General features: G+C 65.5%; 21 protein-coding genes. 10 read left to right on the top strand and 11 right to left on the bottom strand.

Going from position 1 to position 21690, the window contains the following annotated elements; genetic code table 11:
• Positions 1–90 precede the first annotated feature (90 nt).
• Positions 91–1344: a sugar MFS transporter gene (locus IB274_RS21510; RefSeq protein WP_192434603.1), complete on the bottom strand. Its 1254-nt coding sequence runs from the start codon at positions 1342–1344 to the stop codon at positions 91–93.
• A gap of 146 nt (positions 1345–1490) precedes the next feature.
• A complete protein-coding gene (locus tag IB274_RS21515; RefSeq protein WP_192434605.1) occupies positions 1491–2357 on the bottom strand; it encodes a pirin family protein in 867 nt (288 codons plus the stop codon).
• Between the two features lie 130 nt (positions 2358–2487).
• On the opposite strand from IB274_RS21515, the gene IB274_RS21520 reads away from it, so the two are divergent.
• From IB274_RS21520 to IB274_RS21535, 4 genes are all read left to right on the top strand, one after another.
• The gene (locus IB274_RS21520) at positions 2488–2961 is read left to right on the top strand and encodes a DUF3859 domain-containing protein (protein ID WP_192434607.1); all 474 of its coding nucleotides are present in this window, start codon (positions 2488–2490) and stop codon (positions 2959–2961) included.
• Between the two features lie 308 nt (positions 2962–3269).
• Positions 3270–5231: a DUF1302 domain-containing protein gene (locus tag IB274_RS21525; RefSeq protein WP_192434609.1), complete on the top strand. Its 1962-nt coding sequence runs from the start codon at positions 3270–3272 to the stop codon at positions 5229–5231.
• 13 nt (positions 5232–5244) lie between these two features.
• On the top strand, positions 5245–6615 hold the full coding sequence (locus tag IB274_RS21530; RefSeq protein WP_192434611.1) for a DUF1329 domain-containing protein: 1371 nt from the start codon (positions 5245–5247) through the stop codon (positions 6613–6615).
• 74 nt (positions 6616–6689) lie between these two features.
• Positions 6690–6989, top strand: a complete 300-nt coding sequence (locus tag IB274_RS21535) for a hypothetical protein (protein ID WP_192434613.1) — start codon at positions 6690–6692, stop codon at positions 6987–6989.
• 182 nt (positions 6990–7171) lie between these two features.
• Here IB274_RS21535 and IB274_RS21540 read toward each other — a convergent pair whose 3' ends face one another.
• On the bottom strand, positions 7172–7609 hold the full coding sequence (locus tag IB274_RS21540; RefSeq protein WP_138216592.1) for an Lrp/AsnC family transcriptional regulator: 438 nt from the start codon (positions 7607–7609) through the stop codon (positions 7172–7174).
• Between the two features lie 130 nt (positions 7610–7739).
• On the opposite strand from IB274_RS21540, the gene IB274_RS21545 reads away from it, so the two are divergent.
• Positions 7740–8633, top strand: a complete 894-nt coding sequence (locus IB274_RS21545) for a DMT family transporter (RefSeq protein ID WP_192434615.1) — start codon at positions 7740–7742, stop codon at positions 8631–8633.
• 86 nt (positions 8634–8719) lie between these two features.
• Complete coding sequence (locus IB274_RS21550; RefSeq protein WP_412548443.1) at positions 8720–9856, top strand: DUF1615 domain-containing protein; 1137 nt, start codon at positions 8720–8722, stop codon at positions 9854–9856.
• A 7-nt stretch (positions 9857–9863) separates the two neighbouring features.
• Here the strand turns inward: IB274_RS21550 and IB274_RS21555 are convergent, their stop codons facing one another.
• On the bottom strand, positions 9864–10157 hold the full coding sequence (locus IB274_RS21555) for a hypothetical protein (RefSeq protein WP_192434617.1): 294 nt from the start codon (positions 10155–10157) through the stop codon (positions 9864–9866).
• Between the two features lie 194 nt (positions 10158–10351).
• Here IB274_RS21555 and IB274_RS21560 point away from each other — a divergent pair, with 194 nt between their 5' ends.
• The 3 genes from IB274_RS21560 (at position 10352) to IB274_RS21570 (ending at position 12677) form a co-directional block, all read left to right on the top strand.
• A complete protein-coding gene (locus IB274_RS21560; RefSeq protein ID WP_192434619.1) occupies positions 10352–10843 on the top strand; it encodes a DUF1543 domain-containing protein in 492 nt (163 codons plus the stop codon).
• Positions 10844–10924: 81 nt separating this feature from the next.
• Entirely contained in the window at positions 10925–11338 is a 414-nt protein-coding gene (locus IB274_RS21565) for an arsenate reductase ArsC (RefSeq protein WP_081516738.1), read from the top strand.
• Positions 11339–11681: 343 nt separating this feature from the next.
• Positions 11682–12677 carry an LLM class flavin-dependent oxidoreductase gene (locus IB274_RS21570; protein WP_192434621.1) on the top strand — a complete coding sequence of 332 codons (996 nt, stop codon included), beginning with the start codon at positions 11682–11684 and terminating at the stop codon, positions 12675–12677.
• Between the two features lie 244 nt (positions 12678–12921).
• On the opposite strand, the gene IB274_RS21575 is transcribed toward IB274_RS21570, so the two are convergent.
• The 7 genes from IB274_RS21575 to IB274_RS21605 all read right to left on the bottom strand — a co-directional run bounded on the left by IB274_RS21575 (position 12922) and on the right by IB274_RS21605 (position 20380).
• Positions 12922–13290 carry a YajD family HNH nuclease gene (locus IB274_RS21575; RefSeq protein ID WP_192434623.1) on the bottom strand — a complete coding sequence of 123 codons (369 nt, stop codon included), beginning with the start codon at positions 13288–13290 and terminating at the stop codon, positions 12922–12924.
• A gap of 59 nt (positions 13291–13349) precedes the next feature.
• Positions 13350–13799: a YbaN family protein gene (locus IB274_RS21580; protein ID WP_318652910.1), complete on the bottom strand. Its 450-nt coding sequence runs from the start codon at positions 13797–13799 to the stop codon at positions 13350–13352.
• Positions 13780–14379 (bottom strand): biliverdin-producing heme oxygenase, encoded by a 600-nt coding sequence (locus tag IB274_RS21585; RefSeq protein WP_192434625.1) that lies wholly within the window; start codon positions 14377–14379, stop codon positions 13780–13782. The genes IB274_RS21580 and IB274_RS21585 overlap by 20 nt, the downstream gene beginning before the upstream one ends.
• Before the next feature lie 192 nt (positions 14380–14571).
• The gene (locus IB274_RS21590) at positions 14572–17175 is read right to left on the bottom strand and encodes a TonB-dependent receptor (RefSeq protein ID WP_192434627.1); all 2604 of its coding nucleotides are present in this window, start codon (positions 17173–17175) and stop codon (positions 14572–14574) included.
• A gap of 123 nt (positions 17176–17298) precedes the next feature.
• Positions 17299–18297 (bottom strand): FecR domain-containing protein, encoded by a 999-nt coding sequence (locus IB274_RS21595; protein WP_192434803.1) that lies wholly within the window; start codon positions 18295–18297, stop codon positions 17299–17301.
• Positions 18298–18329: 32 nt separating this feature from the next.
• The gene (locus IB274_RS21600; RefSeq protein WP_192434629.1) at positions 18330–18851 is read right to left on the bottom strand and encodes an RNA polymerase sigma factor; all 522 of its coding nucleotides are present in this window, start codon (positions 18849–18851) and stop codon (positions 18330–18332) included.
• A gap of 170 nt (positions 18852–19021) precedes the next feature.
• Positions 19022–20380 (bottom strand): MFS transporter, encoded by a 1359-nt coding sequence (locus tag IB274_RS21605; protein WP_192434630.1) that lies wholly within the window; start codon positions 20378–20380, stop codon positions 19022–19024.
• Between the two features lie 333 nt (positions 20381–20713).
• Between IB274_RS21605 and IB274_RS21610 the strand changes: the two genes are divergently transcribed.
• The gene (locus tag IB274_RS21610) at positions 20714–21592 is read left to right on the top strand and encodes a LysR substrate-binding domain-containing protein (RefSeq protein ID WP_192434632.1); all 879 of its coding nucleotides are present in this window, start codon (positions 20714–20716) and stop codon (positions 21590–21592) included.
• Positions 21593–21690 lie beyond the last annotated feature (98 nt).

The following is a 21690-nucleotide window of genomic DNA, read 5'->3' on the forward strand; positions in this document are numbered from 1 at the left end:
AGCCTGACGCCAGCTAGGGCGAGCAGGCCGAAAGTGCTGTAGGAATCAGGTGATAGGGGCGCAGGTACCGCGCCCCGTCAAGACACGGCGTCAGGCGTTGCCAGCGGGAGCCGTGGAGGGGTGGTCTGCGCGGTATCCGCGTGCGCCGAACCAGACGATGTACAGGTAGCACACCAGCGGCACGGCGAAGGAGGGCAGCAGGCCTATGCGGTCGGCAAAGAAGGCCTGCACCAGCGGCATCACGGCGCCGCCGACGATGGCCATGCAGAGCAGGCCGGAGCCTTTGCTGGTGAGGTTACCCAGGCCTTCCAGGGCAAGGGAGAAGATGGTCGGGAACATGATCGAGTTGAACAGGCCGATCAGGATCAGCGCCCACATCGCCACATGCCCGCCGACACTCAGCGCGATGCCGATCAGCACCGCGATCGCCACGGCGTTGAAGGCCAGCAGGCGGTTCGGCGCAATGGAACGCATCAGCGCACTGCCGATGAAGCGGCCGACCATGGCGCCGCCCCAGTAGAACGACAGGTACTTGCCGGCTTGGTCGGCGGGCAGCCCGGCGATGTCCGGCTGGCCCATCAGGCTGACCAGGTAGCTGCCGATGGACACCTCGGCACCGACATAGCAGAAGATCGCGATGACCCCGAACACCAGGTGGCGGTGGGCAAGGATCGACTGACGCCCAGCCACGCCGTCGGTGGGCTCGCCGTGGTGGATCTTAGGCAGGCGGAACAGGGCGATCAGCACCGCAATGGCGAACAGCAGGCCGGCCAGCACCAGGTAGGGCGTCTTCACCGAGTCCGCTTCGCTGGCGGCGGAGCTGCCGATCTGCGAGGCGGCACCGGCGCCGATGGCGAGGATGGTCACCGAGCCGACCAGTGGGCCGACCGTGGTGCCCAGGGAGTTGAAGGCCTGGGTCAGGTTCAGCCGGCTGGCAGCGGTGGCCGCCGGCCCGAGCACGTTCACGTAGGGGTTGGCCGCGACCTGCAGCAGGGTAATGCCGGAGGCGAGGATGAACAGTGCGGCGAGGAAGAACGGGTAGGACTGCGCGCCGGCCGCGGGGTAGAAGAGCAGGCAGCCGACGCCGGCAGTGGCCAGGCCAACGATGATGCCGCTCTTGTAACCGACCTTCTCCACCAGCCGCCCGGAAGGGAAGGACATGATGAAGTAGGCGCCGAAGAAGCAGAACTGCACCAGCGAGGCCTCGACGTAGGACAGGGTGAAGACCGCCTTGAGGTGCGGCACGAGAATGTCGTTGAGCGAGGTGATCAGGCCCCACATGAAGAACAGCAGGGTCAGCACCGTGAGGGCGCTGGTGTGGCGGTTGGTGGTCGACTGGTCCATCGCGGACTCCTTGGGCCAGAAGTATCGGGCTTGCCATCGGCAAGGGTTCGGGGCGCGCGATGTTGCGGCAAGCCGCCGCGCGAATCCTCAGTCATTCGCCGATTTCGACAGCGGGGCGGCGATTTCTGATCGGTGTCTCTGTACGGCTAGCGCGGCAGTTCGATGCGCCCTTGCTCGCCCGGCACCGTCGGCCAGTCACGGGCGGCCCAGCGGGCGCGGGCGCTGTCGATCAGTTGGGGGTCGCTGGCGACGAAGTTCCAGTTCATCCGCCGCGGCCCGTCCAGCGGGTCACCGCCGATGATCACCGCGTGGCAGTCGCCGCAGGCGGATAGAGTGAAGTCCACACCTTCGGGCAGTACCACCAACTGGTGCAGCGGTAGCGATTCGTCGTCCAGCAGCGCTTCGCCTTCGATCAGGTATAGCGCGCGCTCGGGATGTTCGTTCGGGATCGCCAGGGTTGCGCCCGCGCTGAGCTGCAGGTCGGCGTAAAGCGTCTTCGAACGAACCGGCACCGGCGACTCCAGGCAGAAGCCGGCGCCGGCGATCATGCGGATGCGCACGCCCAGGCTGTCGCTCTCCGGCAGGCTGGCGCTGGCGTGGTGGCTGTAGCTGGGTTCGCAGTCTTCCAGTTCACGCGGCAGGGCCAGCCAGACTTGCAGGCCGTGCAGGCGCGAGCCGCTGCGCAACAGGTCGGCCGGGGTCCGCTCGACGTGGGCGACGCCGCGCCCGGCTGTCATCCAGCTGACGTCGCCGGGCAGCACGAGCTGGTCCGAGCCGAGGCTGTCCTTGTGCTGTACCTGGCCTTCGAACAGGTAGGTAAGGGTGGACAGGCCGATGTGCGGGTGCTGGCGGATGTCCATGCCGTGCTCCGGCGCGAAGCTGCTTTCGAGCATGTGGTCGAAGAACACGAAGGGGCCGACGCTGCGGCGCTGGGCCGAGGGCAGGGGGCGCAGGATGGGCACGCCCTCGACGTCTTCGGCGCGCGGGCGGATGGCTAGCAGGCTGTCGCTCATGATGGTGTCCAGTGGTCCGATCCACGCATGATAGACGCTTGGCGCCGCGCCGCCCCGTACGGCGTCAAGCTGTCATCAGGCTGTCACGGCGATGTCATAGCCTCGCGCGGACCCCAACAAGGAGCGCGACATGTCCATTTCCCGCCTGCCAGCAGTCCTGGCTCTCTCCCTGACTTGTGCCTTCGCTTCCTCGGCGTTCGCCGAAGTACGCGTCAACGGCCCGGTGGAGTACGGCGTCTTCGTCAGCAACTACAAGGATTACCAGCCCGGTGAGCGCGTGCTGAGCAGCAGCAAGGAGCAGCTCGAGTCCACGACCCGCGTTCCGGCAAAGCTCGGTACCAAGTTCGGTATGCGCTACCAGCTCAGCGGCAAGCAGGAAGGCGACACTCCGCTGACCCTGCTGTACTTCACCCCCGGCGTGGTGACCCCGGACGGCCAGCGCCACGACAAGCTCGAGGTCGTGCAGAAGCTGGTCGTGGGCGCGCCCACCGATGTGATGGCGTACCAGTTCACCGAGAACCACGAGGTGGTGCAGGGCCAGTGGCGCTTCATGGTGTTCCAGGGTGACCGCCTGCTGGCGGAGAAGACTTTCACTGTCGAATAAGTCTCGTTGTATGAAAGAGCCCGGCCATATGCCGGGCTTTTCTTTGCCTGCTGAAAGACACGGATTACATCCTTTCCATTGGCAGGGGAGAAACAGTTTGTTACTTTGCCTGCACGATAGTCCCAACTCCCGGCGTGCAAGCAGAAGAGGAGAGGGGGCCAAAGCGCCCGCAAGCGCTCTGGCAGGAGTGTTACTGCACGGTGGCCCGGCTTTTTGTACGAGGCGACCGGCAGCCGAGAAACGAATAAGAACAGCGCCGGCCGCAATGACCGGGGCGATAAATCTTGGCCATGGAGGTAATGCTGTCTATGAACAGTCGATTGGGTGCGCGCTCGTCCATTTTCTGGGCGCCGCGGCGGGCGGGGGCGGTGATGGGACTCTTGCCGCTGCTGGTGGCGGGGTCGGCCCAGGCCCTGGAATTCAAGCTGGCCGACAACGAGATCACCGGCTCGCTGGACAGCACGCTGTCCTACGGCGCCATGTGGCGCGTGCAGGGCCGCGACAAGAGCAACATCAGCGACATCAACGCCGACGACGGTAACCGCAACTTCGATACCGGCCTGGTCTCCCAGGTCTTCAAGCTCACCTCCGACCTCTCGGCCAAGTACCAGAACTACGGCCTGTTCATGCGTGGCACCGCCTACTACGACACGCAGATCATGGACAAGCGCAACGACTACTACGACACCACCAACGGCGTGGAGCGTCCCAGCCAGTCGTTCCCCCAGGACGATCATTTCACCGATGACACCCGCCACATCGCCGGGCGCAAGGCCGAACTGCTGGACGCCTATCTGTCCGGCAGCTGGGACGTCGCCGAGCGCCCGCTGACCGGCCGCGTCGGCCGCCAGGTGCTGAACTGGGGCGAGGGTGTGTTCTACCGGGGCGGCATCAACACCATCAACCCGGTGGACGCCGCGCGCTTCCACCTGCCAGGCTCCGAGCTCAAGGAAGTGCTGGTGCCGACCGAAGCCCTGAGCCTGAACTTCGGCCTGACCGACGACCTGTCCATGGAGACCTTCTACCAGTGGAAGTGGAAGGAGACCCGCCTCGACTCGGTGGGCACCTACTTCTCCGACACCGACCTGTTCAGCGACGGCGGCAACACCGCCTACACCACCGAGGACAACCCGCTGATCAAGGAGCTGCTGGGCGGCTACCCGCTGGTGTCCTCCCTCGGTCTGGTCGGCAACGGCCCGCACGGCCCGAACGCCTACCTGAACCCGGAGACCGGCACCTTCAAGGTGGCTAACGTCGGCAAGGACATCGACGCCCGCGACAGCGGCCAGTTCGGCGTGGCCTTCCGCTACATCGCCGAGGAGCTCAACTCCACCGAATTCGGCTTCTACTTCGTCAACTACCACGCCAAGGAGCCGCAGATCGCTGTCGACCTGCGCGGCTACCAGGGCGTCGATGTCGATGCGCTCAACGCGCTGCTCGGCCCGCTGGGCCTGGGCGAGGCGGTGCCGGGACTGGCCACGCTGGACATGGCCAGCAACGCCGAGGCGCGCCGCGACTACGTCGAAGACATCCGCATGTACGGCTTCAGCTTCAACACCACCCTGGGCGATGCCTCGGTGTCCGGCGAGATCGCCTACCGGCCGAACATGCCGATCAGCATTTCCGCCACCGACGACCTGCTCGGCGACCTGCTGACCCAGGGCGTGCTTGGCCAGACCAACCTGTTCGATGCCAACACACCGGCAAGCCAGGCCTGCGCGCCGGTGGCCGGCAAGCAGCTGTGCCGCGGCGAGCTGTTCGAGAACTACGAGCGCGCCGAGACCTACAACATCTCGCTGTCGACCATCTACAACTTCGGCCCGCACCTGTCCTTCGACTCCATGACCGGCGTGGCCGAGCTGGCTTCCGAACACATCCGCGGCAGCAGCCTGAAGTACACCGCCTGGGACGGCAGCGAACGCAAGTTCGTCGGCGCCCAGGACAAGGCCTACGTTGGCGGTAACGACGACGATGTGCAGATCAGCCGCGACAGCTACGGCTACACCCTGCTGCTCACCGGCAGCTGGAACGACGTCTACGCTGGGGTGAAGCTTTCGCCCTACGCCGTCTACCAGGAGGACTTCAGCGGCAACTCCGACCGCACCGGCAACTTCATCGAAGGCCGCAAGGCCTATACCCTCGGTATCGACGCCAGCTACCTGAACACCTTCGAGGTCGGCACCCAGTACACCAACTACTACGGCGCCGGTTCCAGCAACTCCATGCGCGACCGCGACAACGTCTCGATCACCGCGAAATACTCGTTCTGATCCGGAGAGAACCATGTACAAGAAGAGTTCCCTGATCGTCCTTGCCACGCTGACGGCCCTGGCTGTCACCGATGCGCGTGCTGCCGTCTCGGCCGACCAGGCCGCCCAGCTGAAGAGCAGCCTGACGCCGATGGGCGCGGAAAAGGCCGGCAACGCCGCCGGCAGCATTCCCGCCTGGAGCGGCGGACTGACGTCGGCTCCCGCCGGCTACAAGGGGCCGGGTGCGCACCACGTCGACCCGTTCCCCGGCGAGAAGCCCAAGTTCGTCATCACCAAGGCCAACCTCGACCAGTACAAGGCCAACCTCACTCCGGGCCAGATCGCGCTGTTCAACGCCTACCCGGACAGCTACCAGATGCCGGTCTACGAGACTCACCGCACCGGCTCGGCGCCGCAGTGGGTCTACGACAACATCTACAAGAACGCCACCAGCGCCAAGCTGGTGGAAGGCGGTAACGGCTTCTCCGATGCCTACGGCGGCGTGCCGTTCCCGATCCCGCAGAGCGGCGTGGAAGCGGTGTGGAACCACATCGCCCGCTACCGCGGCACCTACATCGTGCGGCGTTCTTCCCAGGCCGGTGTGCAGCGCAACGGTGCTTACGCGCTGGTGACCTCGCAGGACGAGGCACTGTTCCGCTTCTACGACCCCAAGGGCAGTTTCGAGAAGCTCGGCAACACCATGTTCTACTACATGACCTTCACCACCGCCCCGGCCCGTCTGGCCGGTAACGGCGCGCTGGTGCAGGAGACCCTCGACCAGGTCAAGGAACCGCGCCAGGCCTGGGGCTACAACCCCGGCCAGCGCCGCGTGCGCCGCGCCCCGACGCTGGCCTACGACACGCCCATCGAAGACTCCGATGGCCTGCGCACCGCCGACGACACCGACATGTACAACGGCGCGCCGGACCGTTACGACTGGACCCTGGTGGGCAAGAAGGAAATCTACATCCCCTACAACAACTATCAGATCACCAGCCCGGAGGTTAAGTACAAGGACCTGCTCACCCCCGGCCACGTCAATCCCAAGTACACCCGCTACGAGCTGCACCGCGTGTGGGTGGTGGACGGCAAGCTCAAGCCCGGCGCGCGGCACATCTACTCGCGCCGCACCCTGTACCTCGACGAGGACAGCTGGGGCGCCGCCGTGGTGGACCAGTACGACGGTCGCGGTGAGCTGTGGCGGGTGTCGCTGGCGTACCTGAAGAGCTTCTACGAGCAGCCGATGGTGTGGACTGCGCTGGATACCTTCCATGACCTCCAGGCGCACCGCTACAGCATCCAGTGGCTGGATAACGAGGAGCCGGGTACTGCCGACTTCAGCCAGCCGTCGCCGGATGAAGCCAACTTCAGCCCGTCGGCGTTGCGCCGTAAGGCATCGCGCTGAGTCTGCGAACGATGAAGGCCCCGCAAGGGGCCTTTTTTGTTTTGCAAGTGATGCGGTTCGTGCAGGAACGGGCCATGCCCGCGATCAGCCTGCAGGGCCGGCAATTTCTTTGGCCCTGGTGTTGCAGGTTTGCTGCGTTGGCTTGGGTGTATCTGCGCCGCTTTGGCGTGTGCGCGGACTTCTCGTTTCGCCCCCTCGGTCGAGTCACTTCTTCCAAACGCCGAAGAAGTAACCAAGAAGGCTTGCCCCGGACATCCGGTTTTTCGCTTGGGGCGAAAAATACCCTCGTTGAAGCGAAGTTTCAGGGGCACGTCGCGAAGGGCCATCCCTGGCCCATCGCGACTCTCGCGACATCCATGTCGCTCAACCCCTGAAACTCCGCTTCAACGAGGCCTCCTGAACGGGGCATTCGGCGCGCGCGGATGTTTCTATGGAAGCCTTTAGAGCCGGAGTCGGAGCCGTAGCCGGAGAGGTGGTGCTCTTCGTAGGACCGAGGGGGACGCCTAGTCCTTGCTCGCGAACCGCCCAGCGCCGACCCTCCTGTAGGAGCAGGACCTCAAGCCATCGGCGGCAACCGCCGCTTCACCGGGCTCTTCTTGACGATGGCGGTGTTGGTCTCGGCGAAACCATTGAGGTGATCGAGAATCTCGTCCAGCTGCTCCATGGAGCGCACGCACATCCGCGCATAGAAGCAGTCCTCGCCGGTGACCTTGTCGCACTCGGTGAATTCGGGGATCGCCAGGATCTGCTTCTCCACGTCCTGCAATTTCCCCGGCAGCGGGCGTACCCGGACGATGGCCTGCAACTGGTAGCCAAAGGCGCGCGGGTCGACGTTCACCGTGTAGCCGGTGATCACCTGACGCTCCTCCAGCTTGCGCAAACGCTCGGCGACGCTGGGCGAGCTCAGGCCGCTGACCTGGGCCAGGGCCTTGAGGGAAAGGCGCGAGTCTTCCATCAGCGCGGAAATCAGCAATTGGTCGATGTCGTCGGTCATCGTGGCCTCGAAAGGTGAAGTCGAAGAGTTGCCTTGATAATAAAGGTGATCGATGGGATTTGCCTGCGTCAGGCGATGGAGTGCCCGAATCCCCCTGTTCATACTGGTCACCAACAAGCGGAGGTGATCCATGAACGATTCAATCAGACGCGGCACCCTGGAAATGATCAGCGCCATGCTGATCTGCGGCACCATCGGCTGGCTGGTGGTGGTATCCGGTCAGCCGGTGCTGGACGTTGTGTTCTGGCGCTGCGCATTCGGCGCTGCGACGCTCCTGGTGATCTGCGCGGCCATGGGCTTCCTGCGCCCCGGTATTCTCACCCGCGCCACCTTCGGCCTGGCGCTGCTCAGCGGCGCAGCCATCGTCGGCAACTGGGTGCTGCTGTTCGGCTCCTACTCGCGGGCGTCCATCGCCATCGGCACGGCGGTCTACAACGTGCAGCCGTTCCTGCTGGTGCTGCTGGGCGCGCTGTTCCTCGGCGAGAAGGTGACCGCGCAGAAACTCGCCTGGCTCGGCGTTTCCTTCGTCGGCATGCTGGCTATTGTCAGCGCGCACGGTGAAGCGGGGCAGGTGGGCAGCGACTATCTGGGTGGCATCGCCCTGGCCCTCGGCGCGGCGGGCCTGTATGCAGTGGCGGCGCTGATCATCAAGCGCCTGACCGGCGTGCCGCCGCACCTGATTGCGCTGATCCAGGCGGTGACCGGCATCCTGCTGCTGGCGCCCTGGGCGAACCTCTCTCCGTTGCCGCAGGCAACCAGCGCCTGGGCCAGCCTGGCAACCCTGGGTATCGTGCACACCGGCATCATGTACGTGCTGCTCTATGGCGCGATCCAGAAGCTGCCCACGGCGCTGACCGGCGCGCTGTCGTTCATCTATCCGATTGCCGCGATCTTCGTCGACTGGTTCGCCTTCGGCCACCGCCTGACGCCGTTGCAATGGCTGGGCGTGGTTGCCATCCTGCTGGCCGCCGCCGGCATGCAACGCGGCTGGAGCCTGAACCTGCGGCGCCTGGCCTGGCGCTGAAATCCGTGCTTGCCTGACAATGCCGGGGAACCTGGGCCGCCGGGCGCAGGTCCTGTAGGCGGCAGAAATCAAGCAAGGAACGGACTATGACTGCGGCTGCCCTGACGGCAGATTCACTCAGCCTGAAAAGGCCTTCTTCACGATACATTCACCTGCTGGGCCTGGCCGCGCTGCTGGCCCTGACCGGCTGCGGCACCCGCGCGCCCAGCGTGCCGGAGCCGACTCCGGAAGAGGTGCGCGGCAAGCTGGCCAAGCTGATCCCCGCTGGTGCGTCCGACCGCCAGGGCTGGGCGAAGGACATCCAGGTCGCCTTTACCACCCAGCGCATTCCGGCCACCACCGAGAACCTCTGTTCGGTAGTGGCGATCACCGAGCAGGAGTCCAACTTCAAGGCCGACCCGCCCGTGCCGGGGCTGGGCAAGATCGCTCGCGCCGAGATCGACCGGCGCGCGAGCAAGGTGCACGTGCCGGGTTTCCTCATCGATACCGCGCTGGCGCTGAAGTCGCCGAACGGCCGCACTCACAGCCAACGGCTGGCGAGTGCGAAAACGGAGAGGGAACTGAGCGCGATCTTCGATGACTTCATCGGCGGTGTGCCGCTGGGCCAGCAACTGTTCGGCCGTTTCAACCCGGTGCATACCGGCGGGCCGATGCAAGTCAGCATCGAGTTCGCCCAGGCCCATGCCGAAGGCTATCCATACCCGGTGGACGGCAGCATCCGCCGTGAGGTGTTCAGCCGTCGCGGCGGCATGTACTTCGGCATCGCCCACCTGCTCGGCTACCCGGTGAACTACCCGCGTCAGCTCTACCGCTTCGCCGACTTCAACGCCGGCTGGTACGCCAGCCGCAACGCGGCGTTCCAGCGCGTGGTGGCGGACCTCACCGGTATTCCCCTGGCCCTGGATGGCGACGTGATCCTCTACGGCAGCTACGACGCCGGCAGCACTGAGAAGGCGGTGCGTACCCTGGGACCGAAGCTGGGCATGAGCGAGCGGGAAATTCGCCGTGACCTGGAGCTGGGCGACAAGCCGGAGTTCACGAAGTCGGAGCTCTACACCAAGGTCTTCGCGCTGGCCGAGCGCGCCGCTGGCAAGTCGATGCCGCGGGCGATGCTGCCGGGCATCACGCTGCACAGCCCGAAGATCACCCGCCAGCTCACCACTGCCTGGTTCGCCCAGCGCGTCGACGAGCGCTATCAGCGCTGCCTTGGGCGAGCGCCGTAGTGCTTGATCAGTCGCCCTCGGCGGGATCGCAGACACCGCTGTCGCCGTTCGGGCCGGTGTAGGAGACGCTGACGGTGCCGTCGTCGTTGGTGCTGATCTGCACGGTCACGCCTTCACCCTTGGCGACCACGGTGCTGTCGGTGTTCTGCGTGACCTTGGCTTCCTGGCCGTTGATGTAGACCGGCCCGTTCTCGTCGGTGTGGATCTGGATATCGTTCGGGCAGTCGTAGTTGAGCATGGGAATGGCGGCAAAGACGGGCTGCACGACGATCAGCGATGCGGCGATCAGTAGCGATTTCATGGCGTCTCCCAGACGAATACAGGCACGGCGCGAGGTCGTGCGGACATTTTCAGCGTAGTGCACGCGCCGCCGGGCGCTACAAAGGGGGCTGGCCCGCCGGCCGCGCTGGCGGATAGCCATTTATCCGCCACTAGATTGAACCTGTCGTATGACGCATCTGTCAGACCAAATCTGAAACCTGGGAAGGGTCTGAAATGCTGTTCGTAGTCATGCTGGGGGGACGCCATCCGCGCGCGCGGATCGAGGTCCATGACGTGGCCTTCGTCATTGGCGACAACCTGAAATCCACCTATCCGCAGTTGCGCGAAGCTTGGTTCGGCAGACCGGACGGCCTGCACATCGACTCCTGGCTGGAGGTGGACGGCGTCGAGGCCTACCGCGTCGAGTTCAGTGCGGCGATGCCGGCGCCGGGCGAGCAACGGCTGTTCTTCGTTAACCTGGGCGGTTACGAGCTGGGCAGCTTCGGCGAGGCCCACCAGTATGTACTGGTCGCCGCGCGCGACGCTGCCGATGCCAAGGTTCGCGCCAAGCGGCGCATGCCGCGCAGCTGGGACAAGGCGCACACCGACGCGGTGATCGACGTCGATGACTGCATCGCTATCGACCAGGTCGGCGGGCGCTACGTGCACCTGGTGGAAGGCGAGAGCCGTGGCATCGTGCAGCGCAGTGACTACATCGTGCTGTGAGCCTTCATGGCGCTGACACGGCCCTGTCATAAAACCTGACGTATAAGGGGCGCATAGCCGACCCCCCGTGCCGAGGTAAAGATGACCGAGAAACGCCGAGTCCTGTTCGTCTGCATCGCCAACGACGCCCGCTCGCCGATGGCCGAAGCACTGCTGCGGCACGCCGATGGCGAGCATTTCGAAGCGTTCAGCGCGGGCATCCACCCGACCGCCATCGACCCCCGCGCGCGCAACGTGCTGGAGCACGCCGGTATCTCCGCCGAAGGCCTGCGCAGCAAGTCCATCGACGAATTCCGCGGCCAGCACTTCGATTACCTGATCGACCTGTGCGACAAGTCCACCGACGAGGGCGACGAACTGCCGACCTCCAGCGAAGTGATCGTGTGGAACTTCGCCGATCCGGCCCACAGCGAACAGCACGACCCGTTCCGCCACACCCTGCAGGAAATCAGCGATCGCCTGAAGCTCTTCGAAATGGTGAAGAACCGCGACTGAAGCTTCCGGCGATGACAAAGCAAAAAGCCCGCACGGATGCGGGCTTTTTGCTTCGTAGGCCACAGGATTTCGCCGTTGCCTGGGGAGGATTTTCGGCGGATTCCCGTAGAGATGGGGCGCTGGTCCTTCAGCGCAAGGGCATTCTGGCTGCCCGGCATGACAGAGTGGTGACCATCTTGTGAACGCGCCATGGCAATGCGCTGTCACTGCTGTATCACTCGCCGGCATGAGCACTATCAATCCCGACAAGTGGCCAGGCGCAGGGTGCGTCGATAGAGTCACGGTCAAAGTCATGTCCGCGGCGTTGTTTTTAAGCGTCTGCGTGACCCGAACCGGAGTGCCTATGAAGTCCCTGTCAGAAATCGCCTTCTCCATGCTCGACCTGGTGCCCGTGCGCGACCAGGGCAGCGCTGCCGAGGCGCTGAACAACGCCGTTGAGGTTGCCCGGCACGTCGAGCGCCTGGGCTTTACCCGCTATTGGCTGGCGGAGCATCACAACATGGACGGCATCGCCAGCTCGGCCACCGCCGTGCTGATCGGCCACATAGCTGGCAAGACCGAGCGCATCCGCGTCGGCTCCGGCGGGGTAATGCTGCCCAACCATCCGCCGCTGGTGGTGGCGGAGAACTTTGGCACCCTGGAAACCCTCTATCCCGGCCGCATCGACCTGGGGTTGGGTCGCGCGCCCGGCGCCGACCAGGCGACCATGCGCGCGCTGCGCCGCGATCGCCTGGGCGATGGCGCGGACTTCCCCGAGCAGGTTGCCGAACTGGAAATGCTCCTTGGCCCGCGCCGTTCGCAGCAGTCGCTGCTGGCAATTCCGGGTGAGGGAACCAACGTGCCGATCTGGTTGCTGGGCTCCAGCCTGTTCAGCGCCCACCTGGCCGCGCAGAAAGGCCTGCCCTACGCCTTCGCCTCACACTTCGCCCCGCGCTACCTGCATGACGCGTTGCGCATCTATCGCGAGAACTTCCAGCCCTCGGCGGTGCTCGACAAGCCCTACGCCATGATCGGCGTGCCGCTGGTGGCCGCGCCGACCGACGAGGAAGCCGAATACCTGGCGACCACTGCCTTCCAGCGTGTATTGGCGCTGATTCGTGGCGACAGCCTGAAGCAGAAACCGCCGGTGAAAAGCATGGCCGGGTTGTGGCTCCCCCACGAGCAGGAAGCGGTGGGTAATTTCTTCGGCCTGGCGGTAATCGGCGGCCCGGAGAAGGTGCGCAGCCGCCTGGAAATCCTGCTGGAGCAGACCGGCGTGGACGAGATCATCTTCACCAGCGACATCTACGACCACGAACTGCGCCTGCGCTCGCTGGAGATTGTCACCGGCCTGCGCTGATCGAGGTTCTTCGCAGGACTGAGGGCGTGTCTGGCCCTTGCTTGCGAATGGCTTTGCAGCGGGGCCTGGTTCGCGAGCAAGCTCGCTCCTGCAGGTTCAGGCCAAAGTTTAGGCGTGGGTGGACTGTAGGGCGGATAACCCGGAACGGGTTATCCGCCGATGGCCTCGCGACAGATAACGCTGACGCGTTATGTGCCCTACGCACTGCATCGGCAGAAACCCGCGGCAGCAAATAAGGGAGGCCTCACGCCTCGCCGTCGTCCTTCTTCTTCAGCAGATCCGCCAACCCGGCCAGTCCCTTGTGGGTGACCTTCGGCCCTTTCGCGCCCGCGTCGTTGCTGTTCTGGTAGTGCAGGTCCACCTGCCGCTGGTGCTCGTTGTCGTGGCAGAACAGGCACAGCAGCTCCCAGTTGGAGCCATCCTCGGGGTTGTTGTCGTGGTTGTGGTCGCGGTGGTGGACGGTCAGCTCGCGCAGGCGCACGCCGCTGAACTCGCGGGCGCAGCGGCCGCAGATCCAGGGGTACATCTTCAGGGCTTTTTCGCGGTAGCTGGTTTCGCGGCGGCGCTGGGCCTCGGCGAGGACGGCGTTGACTTTGCTGGTGGGCTGGTTCATGGCTCGCAGAAGAGAGTGTGGAATCGGACTTCCAGCATAAGTCCGCTGCCCCGCGCTGGCTATGGCCTGGGCGTGTCCGGTCGCGACCAGATCCACAGATTGCCAACCGCCATGCCCAGGATCACCGCATACAGCCAGAGCCCGTGGGGCAGGGTGATCAGCATGATCGCAAGCGCCACGAGCATCGCGAGGCTGGCGCTGATCTTGGCGCGGCGCGCGACGGCGCGGCCATTGCGCCAGTTGTCCAGGATGGGACCGAACAGCCGGTGGTTCTCCAGCCAGGCCGACAGGCGCGGCGAACTCTTCGAGGCGGCCCAGGCGGCGAGCAGGACGAACTCGGTGGTCGGCAACCCCGGCACCACCAGCCCCACCATGCCCACGCCGAGGCTGGTGTAAGCCAGCACTGCAAAGGCCAGGCGCGCCAGCCGCGAGCGGGCGGGGCCGAACGGCTTGGCGCGCGCCGCATCGGCAGGCGCGCGCTCGAGGGCCTCAGACGGTGGCGGGGGCACTGTCGTAGCTGTGTTGCAGCAGGTGGGCAAAGCGCTCGAAGGCGGCCACGGCGCCGGCTTCCGCCTCGCGTTCCTCGGCTTCGCTCAGTTCCAGGCCGTCGAGGGTGCGGGTGAAGCGCTTCCAACCTTCGGCACGGCCGCCTTCGGGCTCGCCCAGGTGACGGGCGCCGGTGTTCTCGTCCAGGCCCAGCGCGGCGACGCGCTTGATCAGGAAGGCCGCGCCGAGCTTGGAGCCTTCGGAGACGAACAGCCAGCCCAGGGCGTGGGCCTGGCTCGGGTTGCTGATGGCGCCGGCAACCGGGGCGGGCACTTCGGTGTCGAGGTCGGCCAGGTCCAGGCGGGCCTGTTCGGCGCGGCAGCGCTGCGGCAGGTCGGGGAAGATCCTGCCCAGCTCGGCGTCCTGGTACAGGGCCTGCAGCTCGGACTGGAACAGGTACTGGGCGACCACGAAGCGGGCGAAACGCTCGCGGCTGGAGAAGGGCTCGCGGGCCTTCACGGCGTGGTCGAGACGCTCGTGGGGGGCGTGGGTCAGCGCGTTCAGGCGCTGCGAGCGCAGGGCGGGGAGTTCCAGGGTGGTCATGTCCAATTCCTTGAAATTACAGGTCTTTACAGACGAGACGAACGAGTTCGGGGAAAGCGTAAAGATTGTCGGCGTTCACTGTGCGGGCCCGCTTTTGTAGGGTGCATAACGCGCCAGTGTTATCCGCCGCGCCAGGCGGCGGATAACCTGTTCCAGGTCATGCGCCCTACGCTCAGCGAGGGCGCGTGAGCATCAGATATCCCACACCAGGTTGATCGCGAAGTTGCGGCCCGGCTGGGTCAGGCGGTCGAGGTTGGCCGGGGCCAGTACCGCCGCCTCGCCGACGCCGTCGTAGCCGCGCACGTCATCCCACAGCCAGTACTTCTTGTCGGTGAGGTTGTAGAGGCCGGCGTTGAGGGTCAGGTCGTCGGTCAGCTTGTAGTAGCCGGTCAGATCGAGGATGCCGAAACCCGGCGTCTTGAACTGGCTGCTGGTGCCGTCGGGGGCGTTGAACTGGCTGTCGTCGACGCGGGTCTTGCGCTTGACCAGGGTCCAGTCGAGCAGGGCGCCGTAGCGGCCGGCCTGTTCGTCGTAGCCCAGGCCGAATACGCCGGTGAGCGGGTTGACGCTGTTGATCGGCTCGCCGGTGTCCTTGTTGCGGCCGTAGGCATAGGCCACCGAGCCCATGGTGTAGAGGCCCTGCGGCGCACCGAAGGCGCCCAGTTCCAGGCGGCCCTTCAGCTCCACGCCCTTGATGATGGCGTTCTTGATGTTGTTGCTGGTGAAGGTCGGCTCGTCGTAGCCGGGGGTGATGGCGTCTTCATTGATGAAGTCGCGGTACTTGTTATAGAAGACCGCCACGTCGAACGAGCCTTCCTCGAAGTTGCCGCGCAGGCCGGTCTCGTAGCTCTGGCTGCGTTCCGGGTCGAGGTCCGGGTTGGGCTCCACGCGGTAGCCGGTGGTGGGGTTGTCGAAGCGGCCGTAGAGCGCCTTGGCGGTCGGGGTGCGGAAGCCCTGGGCGTACTGGCCGTACCACAGATAGTTGTCGTTGAACGCGTAGGTCACGCCGAGCTTGGGCGAGAGCTGGTGCCAGCTCTTGCTTTCGCTGCTGACGTCGCCTTCGCCGCTCTGGTCGACCGTGCGCAGGAACTCGTCGGTGACGTGCGGTTTCAGGCGGGTGTGGTCGTAGCGCAGGCCGGGCAGGAAGGTCCAGTCGTTCCAGCGGATCTCGTCCTGGGCGAAGAGAGCGTAGGTGTCGATGGTCGGGTCCGGGAAGTCGCTGCTGCGGGCCAGGCGGTCGGATGCCACCGAGCTCGGGCCGCCGATGGTGGTGCAGGTGCGGCTGACGGCCAGGCAGGTGGCGTCGCCTTCGCGGTAGCCGGTGACCTTCTGGCGCTTGAGGGTGGTGCCGTAGGTCAGCAGGTGGTCGGTGTCGCCCAGGGCGAAGGCCTTGTCCATCTGCAGGTCGAGCACCCACTGGCGCTCCTTGTACTGGGTCTCGCGGGTCCGCAGCACCTGGCGGGTGATCGGGTAGTAGAACTCATCGGTGCTCTGGTCGGTCTTGGCGATCTGGTAATTGAAGGTCCACTTCAGGTGGTCGGCCACCACGCTGTCCAGCAGCATCTGGTGTTCCAGGCCGTAGCGTTCGCGGGTGATGGTGTCGTTTCCGGTGCGCCACTGGTACATGCCGCCGGGCAGCATGCTGTCGGGGATGGTCGGTGCGCCGTTGAAGTACGGGCCGCCGTAGGCGCTCTTCTGGTCGGTGTCGACGTCGTCCTTGTACTTCTCGTAGACCAGGCCGAAGCGGCTGCCTTCTGCATAGTTCCAGCCCAGTTTCGCCAGCACGTTGGTGGTGCGCACGTCTTCGGGGTTGGCTTCGGTGCGCGACAGGCCGGTGCCGCCGGTGCTGCCGTAGGACTCGGTCTCGTGGCCGTTGCGCTGGCTCAGGTGCAGCAGGCCGTCGAAGTCGTCGTGGCGGCCGGCGACGGTGGCGGAGGTCAGCCAGCTGTCATCGGCGGAGCTGTAGCCGGTCTTCAGGCGCGCGCCGACGTCCTGACCGTCCTTGATGATGTCGTCCGGGTCGAGGGTGAAGTAGCTCACCGCGCCGCCGATCGCGTTGCTGCCGTAAAGGGCAGAGGCCGGGCCGCGCAGCACTTCCACGCGCTTGATGATTTCCGGGTCGACATAGTTGCGCTCGGTCTGCGCATAGGGGCCGTTGAAGAAGCTGTTGGGGATCTCGACGCCGTCGATCTGCGTCAGCACGCGGTCGCCGTCGATGCCGCGGATGTTGTAGCCGGTGATGCCGGCACGGTTGCCGGTGCCGCCGACGGAGACGCCGGGCATGTCGCGCACCAGCTCCTTGATGCTGTTGACGTTCTTGCGGTCCAGTTCCTCGCGGCCGACGACGTTCACCGTGGACGGAACCGAGGTGACGCTCTGCGCCTGGCGGGTCGCGGTGACGGTGAGCGGCTGCATCTCGGCGACGGAGGAGAGATTGCGCTCCAGCACCACATTGCGCGGGCCGAGCTGGCGCACGCTCAGGCCGGTGCCGCCGAGCAGGGTCTTCAGCGCGCGCTCCGCCGGCAGGCGGCCGCTGACGCCCGGAGAGACCACGCCGTCAGCCAGGTCACCGGCCACGCCAACCTGCCAACCGGTCACCGCGCTGAAAGCGTTGAGTGCCTGGGGCAGTGGTTGGCGGGCGATGTCGAAGCTGTAGCCGGCCTGGGTCTGGCTCGCTTCCGCCGCGAGAGCGGAAGTGACCGGCAGGCTGGCGATGCCGATGGACAGGGCGAGCAGCGAGATGCTGGCCGGCGCGGACAGCCGGCGCAGAGGGGCACGCGAAGAAGCAATGGTCATCGAAGGGCTCTCTTAGTCAGTCTTTGTTCGCATTCGTAAATGCGAATCTATTGCATTGGCTTCTGACTAAACGAACGAGCCTTTCGGATCGCGTAAAAAAACTTTCTGCCGTGTAGCGGGGGCTCAGTTGAGGATCAGCAGTTTCGGGTATTCGTGCAGCTCGGCGGAGGTGATCTGCGCCAGCGAGCGGGCCACGCCCAGCGGGTCGTCCAGTCGCCAGTTGCCGGTAACGCTGACGTTCTCCAGGCGCTCGTTGGTATTCACGATCCAGCCGGGGTAGTAGCGGCGCAATTCGGCCAGCACCTGGCTGAGCGGGCAGTTCTCGAACACCATGCGGCCTTTCACCCAGGCCAGCTGGGATTCGGCCTCGGCGCCGTGCTGGCGCTTGCCGAAGCCCTGCGGGCCGACGCGGATGCTGTCGCCGGCACCGAGGCTGACGCGCGCGTCGTCCAGCCGCGTGCGCAGGTCCACTTGGCCACGCTGCACGCTGACTTCCGCTTCATTGCCGAGGTAGCGCACGGCGAACGCGGTGCCGCGCACCGTGACCTGTACCGGCCCGGCCTCCACCTCGAAGGGTCGGCTGCGGTCATGGGCGACGTCGAAGAAGACTTCGCCGCGGTAGAGACGGGCGACGCGCTGCTGGTCGTCGACCTTGCTGGAGAATGCGGTGTCGGTGTTGAGCAGCACGTTCGAGCCGTCGGCCAGCTGGACTTTCTGGCGTTCGCCGACCGCGGTGAGATGGTCTGCGCGCAGGCGCGTCAGCAGGTCGCCCTGCACCACGACACCGATGGCGAGTACCAGCGCTGCAGCTGTGGCGACGGGTTTCCAGAAGCGCCGCGCGCGACGCAGAGGCCGGACTTTTTCCTGTGCACGTTTGTGTTCCAGGCGCGCAGCGGCGACCGGCAGCAACGGTGACTGCCAAGCATCACGCACGCGCTGGTAAGCGCGCGCGTTGCCTTCGCTGACGGCGAGCCAGGCATCGAAGCGCGCGCGGGTGGCGGCGTCCATGTTGCCCTCGAGGATCAGCCAGTCGAGGGCTTCGGCCTTCTGCTGGTCGTCGGGCGGCGCGGCGTGGGGCAAGGGGCGATCCTCGGGGCGGTGCTGGGGTGGTGAGCCGCGCATTGTTGTCGAATCGGCCGGCGAGCGGTAGTCCGTCATACCGATTCCTCAAGGCGGCTGACCAGTCCGACACAGATCGCCATGATCAGTTTCAGTTCCTTCTGCACGGTGCTGGGCGAGATGTCGAGCTGCTCGGCGATCTCCGCGTAGCCGCAGCCGTGCAGGCGGCTGAGGATGAAGATGCGCTGCTGGCGCTCGCTGAGCTCTTTGAGGGCGGCGCCCAGGCGTTCGAGCAGCTTTTCCGCGTGCAACTGGTCCTCGGCGCTGGAGCCCGGCGCCGGTACCGCCTGCACCACATCGAAAGGCACGTCCTCGAGCAGGGTCCGTGACTGCATGCGCAGGTGGCGCAGGTGGTCCAGGGCGAGGTTGCGGCCGGTCTGGAAGAGGAACGGTTCCAGGTGATCGATGCGCCTTTCCAGTAGGGTGCGGGCGACGCGCAGGTAGGTTTCCTGCACCAGGTCTTCGGCGATGCTCGGGTTCTTCACCATCCGGACGAGCGTGCGCAACAAAGGTAGGCGCTGGGCCAGGAAGACCGCGTCGAGGTTGGAAGTGCTCACAAGGGCGTCCAGCAGGAATAATTTTCAAATGATAATAAATATTATTAAGCTGCGCCTGATGGCACAAGCCCATCCGTGGTTCCGGATGTGTAGGCGCCAACGAAAAAAGGGCGAGGCGCGCGGGGCGCCTCGCCCATTCCCTCAGCCGGCCGGTGAGGGGTAAGCGGGACTCAGGAGCGCACGGGGCGTGCGTTCAGGCGGGGTGCGTCGTTGCCCGGTTGCGCCTGGCTGGCGGCTTCCGGGCGGCTGTTCCAGTGCGGGATGAGGATGCCCGCGGCGATCAGCGCGGTGACGGTGAAGCCGATGAACACGGTGTAGGTGTCGAAGTAGCCTGGCAGCAGGCCACCGAGGATCGCGCCGACGGAGCCGCAGCCATTGACGAAGCCCGCCGCGGTGCCGGCCGCTTCGCCGGTGCCGAAGTCTACGGCGGCGGAGCCGCTGATCATGGAGTCCGGTCCATAGAGGGTCAGGCCCATCATGAACAGCAGGGCCAGAACCAGCAGGCTGCTGCCGGTCTGCATGGCCGGGACGAACAGCGCCAGGCAGACGGTCAGGCCGAGCAGGCTGATCACGCAGGCGGGCATGCGCCGCGCGCCGAAGATGCGGTCCGAGGCATAGCCGATCAGGATCGGCCCGAGCAGCCCGGCAACCTCGAAGGCCGACGGCAGGATCGCCGCGCCGACCTTACCCAGCCCCGGCATGCGTTCGTAGACGATCACCGGGCCCCACAGCAGAATCGCATAGCGCGCCGGCTTGAGCAGGAAGTACGCCAGCCCCAGGGTCAGCACGGTGCGGTTGCGCAGCACCTTGCCGAGGATGCGCAGGGACTTGCCGTTCTCGCCCTCGTGCTTGAAGCCGGCGTAGTTCACCGCCTCGGGTTGCTGCACATCGGCTTCCACCGGCGGCAGGCCGACGTCCTGCGGGCGGTTGCGTTGCAGCAGCAGGAACAGGATAGCGACCGCACCGACCACCGCGGCGGTGGAGTAGAACGCTGCATGCCAAGTGCCGAACACTTCATAGGCCCACCAGCCGGCGAAGGGCGAGGCGACCAGCCCGCCGAAGGCGTAGCAGGTGCTCCACAGCCCGAGCACGCGGCCGCGCTCATGGGTGACGAAGAAGCTGCCGATGTTCTTGCACAGCCCGGACCAGCCGGTGGATTGCGCCAGCCCCTGGACCACCATGCAGGTGGCGAAGATCGGCAGGGTAGCGAAGCTGCCCATCACCAGCGCGGCGACAGCGGAGATCAGCAGGCCGCCGAACACCACCACCCGCGGGCCGTAGCGGTCGGCGAAGACGCCCCAGGTGAACTGGCCCACCGCGTAGGCGGCGAGGTAGATAGCGTCGAGGTTGGCCATCGCGATCTTGTCGAGATGGAAGCTGGGGTCTTCGGCGATGCCGAGCTTGGCCACCGAAAAGGCTTTGCGGGTGAAGTAGAAGGCTGCGTAGGCCAGCCAGGTGATGGCGAATATCTGCCATTTCCAGCGCGCCAGCGAAGCGCGCGGCGAAGCGGTGCCGTGAGGGTTGAGCATGGTCTGACCTCTTTGTTGTTGTGCTGTGCCGGCAGTCAGTGGGTAACGCCTTTTTTATTGTTGTTTTCGGAGCACGTCGCACCGTCTTCGCGGTGCGGGTCAGAAGCGCTGCAGCTGTTCTGTACCGCCTTACTGAACCGATCAGGTTCGGCGGCGGTGGAGGGATGGAAACAATTTCGAATAAATAACTGAAATCGATTTATCAGATTTCAAAAATAAGCTGGGCTTGTATGACAGAGCGCCATGACGCTAGTGTTCTGCGCGAATGACCTTGTAGTCGCTTTTCGTCTTCTGGCGAAAAGAGGGTCACAACCTTCCCGCAGAGGCGCGACCATGTCCGTTTCCCACGCTCAGCTCAAGGCCTTCCATGCCGTTGCCGTGCACGGCAGCTTCACCCGCGCCGCCGAGCGCCTTTTCCTCACCCAGCCGGCGGTTTCCGACCAGGTGCGCAAGCTGGAGGAGCGCTACGGCGTGCTGCTGTTCCACCGCAACAAGCGCTCGGTGCGCCTGACTGAGCTGGGTGAACGTCTGCTGGCGGTGACCCAGCGGCTGTTCGTGATCGAGGCGGAGGCGCAGGAGCTGCTGCAGGAATCCAGCGCATTGCAGACCGGCAGCCTGACCCTGGCGGTGGACGCGCCGGTGCACGTGTTGCCGCAGATCGCGCGCTTCTGCCAGCGTCATCCGGGCATCCGCGTGAAGCTGGAAACGGGCAATACCGACGAATCCTTGCAGCGCCTGTTCGACTACCAGGCGGACCTGGCGCTGCTCGGCCGCGAGGTGCAGGACGAGCGCCTGCTGACCTTCACCCTGCGCAGCGACCCCATCGTCGCCTTCGTCGGTCGCAGCCATCCCTGGGCCGGGCGCGAGTCCATCGAACTGGCCGACCTCGACGACACGCCGCTGGTGTTGCGCGAGCAGGGCTCGGTGACCCGGCAGATGCTCGAGGCGGAAATGGCCCGTGCCGGCTTGCGCATCCGCCCAGCCATCGAAGTGGAAGGCCGTGAGGCATCGCTGGAAGCGGTGGCGGTGGGGATTGGCGTCGGCGTGGTGTCGGCTGCCGAACTGGGGGCCGATGCGCGTGTGCATGCGCTGCCGATCCTCGACTGCCACTGGCGTATGAGCGAGACGCTGGTGTGTCTGCGTGAGCAAAGCACCCGGCGGATCGTGGCGACTTTTCTCGATCTGGTGAAGGAAGATTTGCCAGCGGAGTAGGGCGGTTGTTCGCATCCTTCCGAACGTTCCGTCAGCACCCGTAGGGCGAATAAACCCAGAACGGGTTATTCGCCAGGACGTCGCATAACGCCGTAGGT

It is taken from the genome of Pseudomonas sp. PDM18, assembly GCF_014852585.1.
Classification (GTDB): Bacteria; Pseudomonadota; Gammaproteobacteria; order Pseudomonadales; family Pseudomonadaceae; genus Pseudomonas.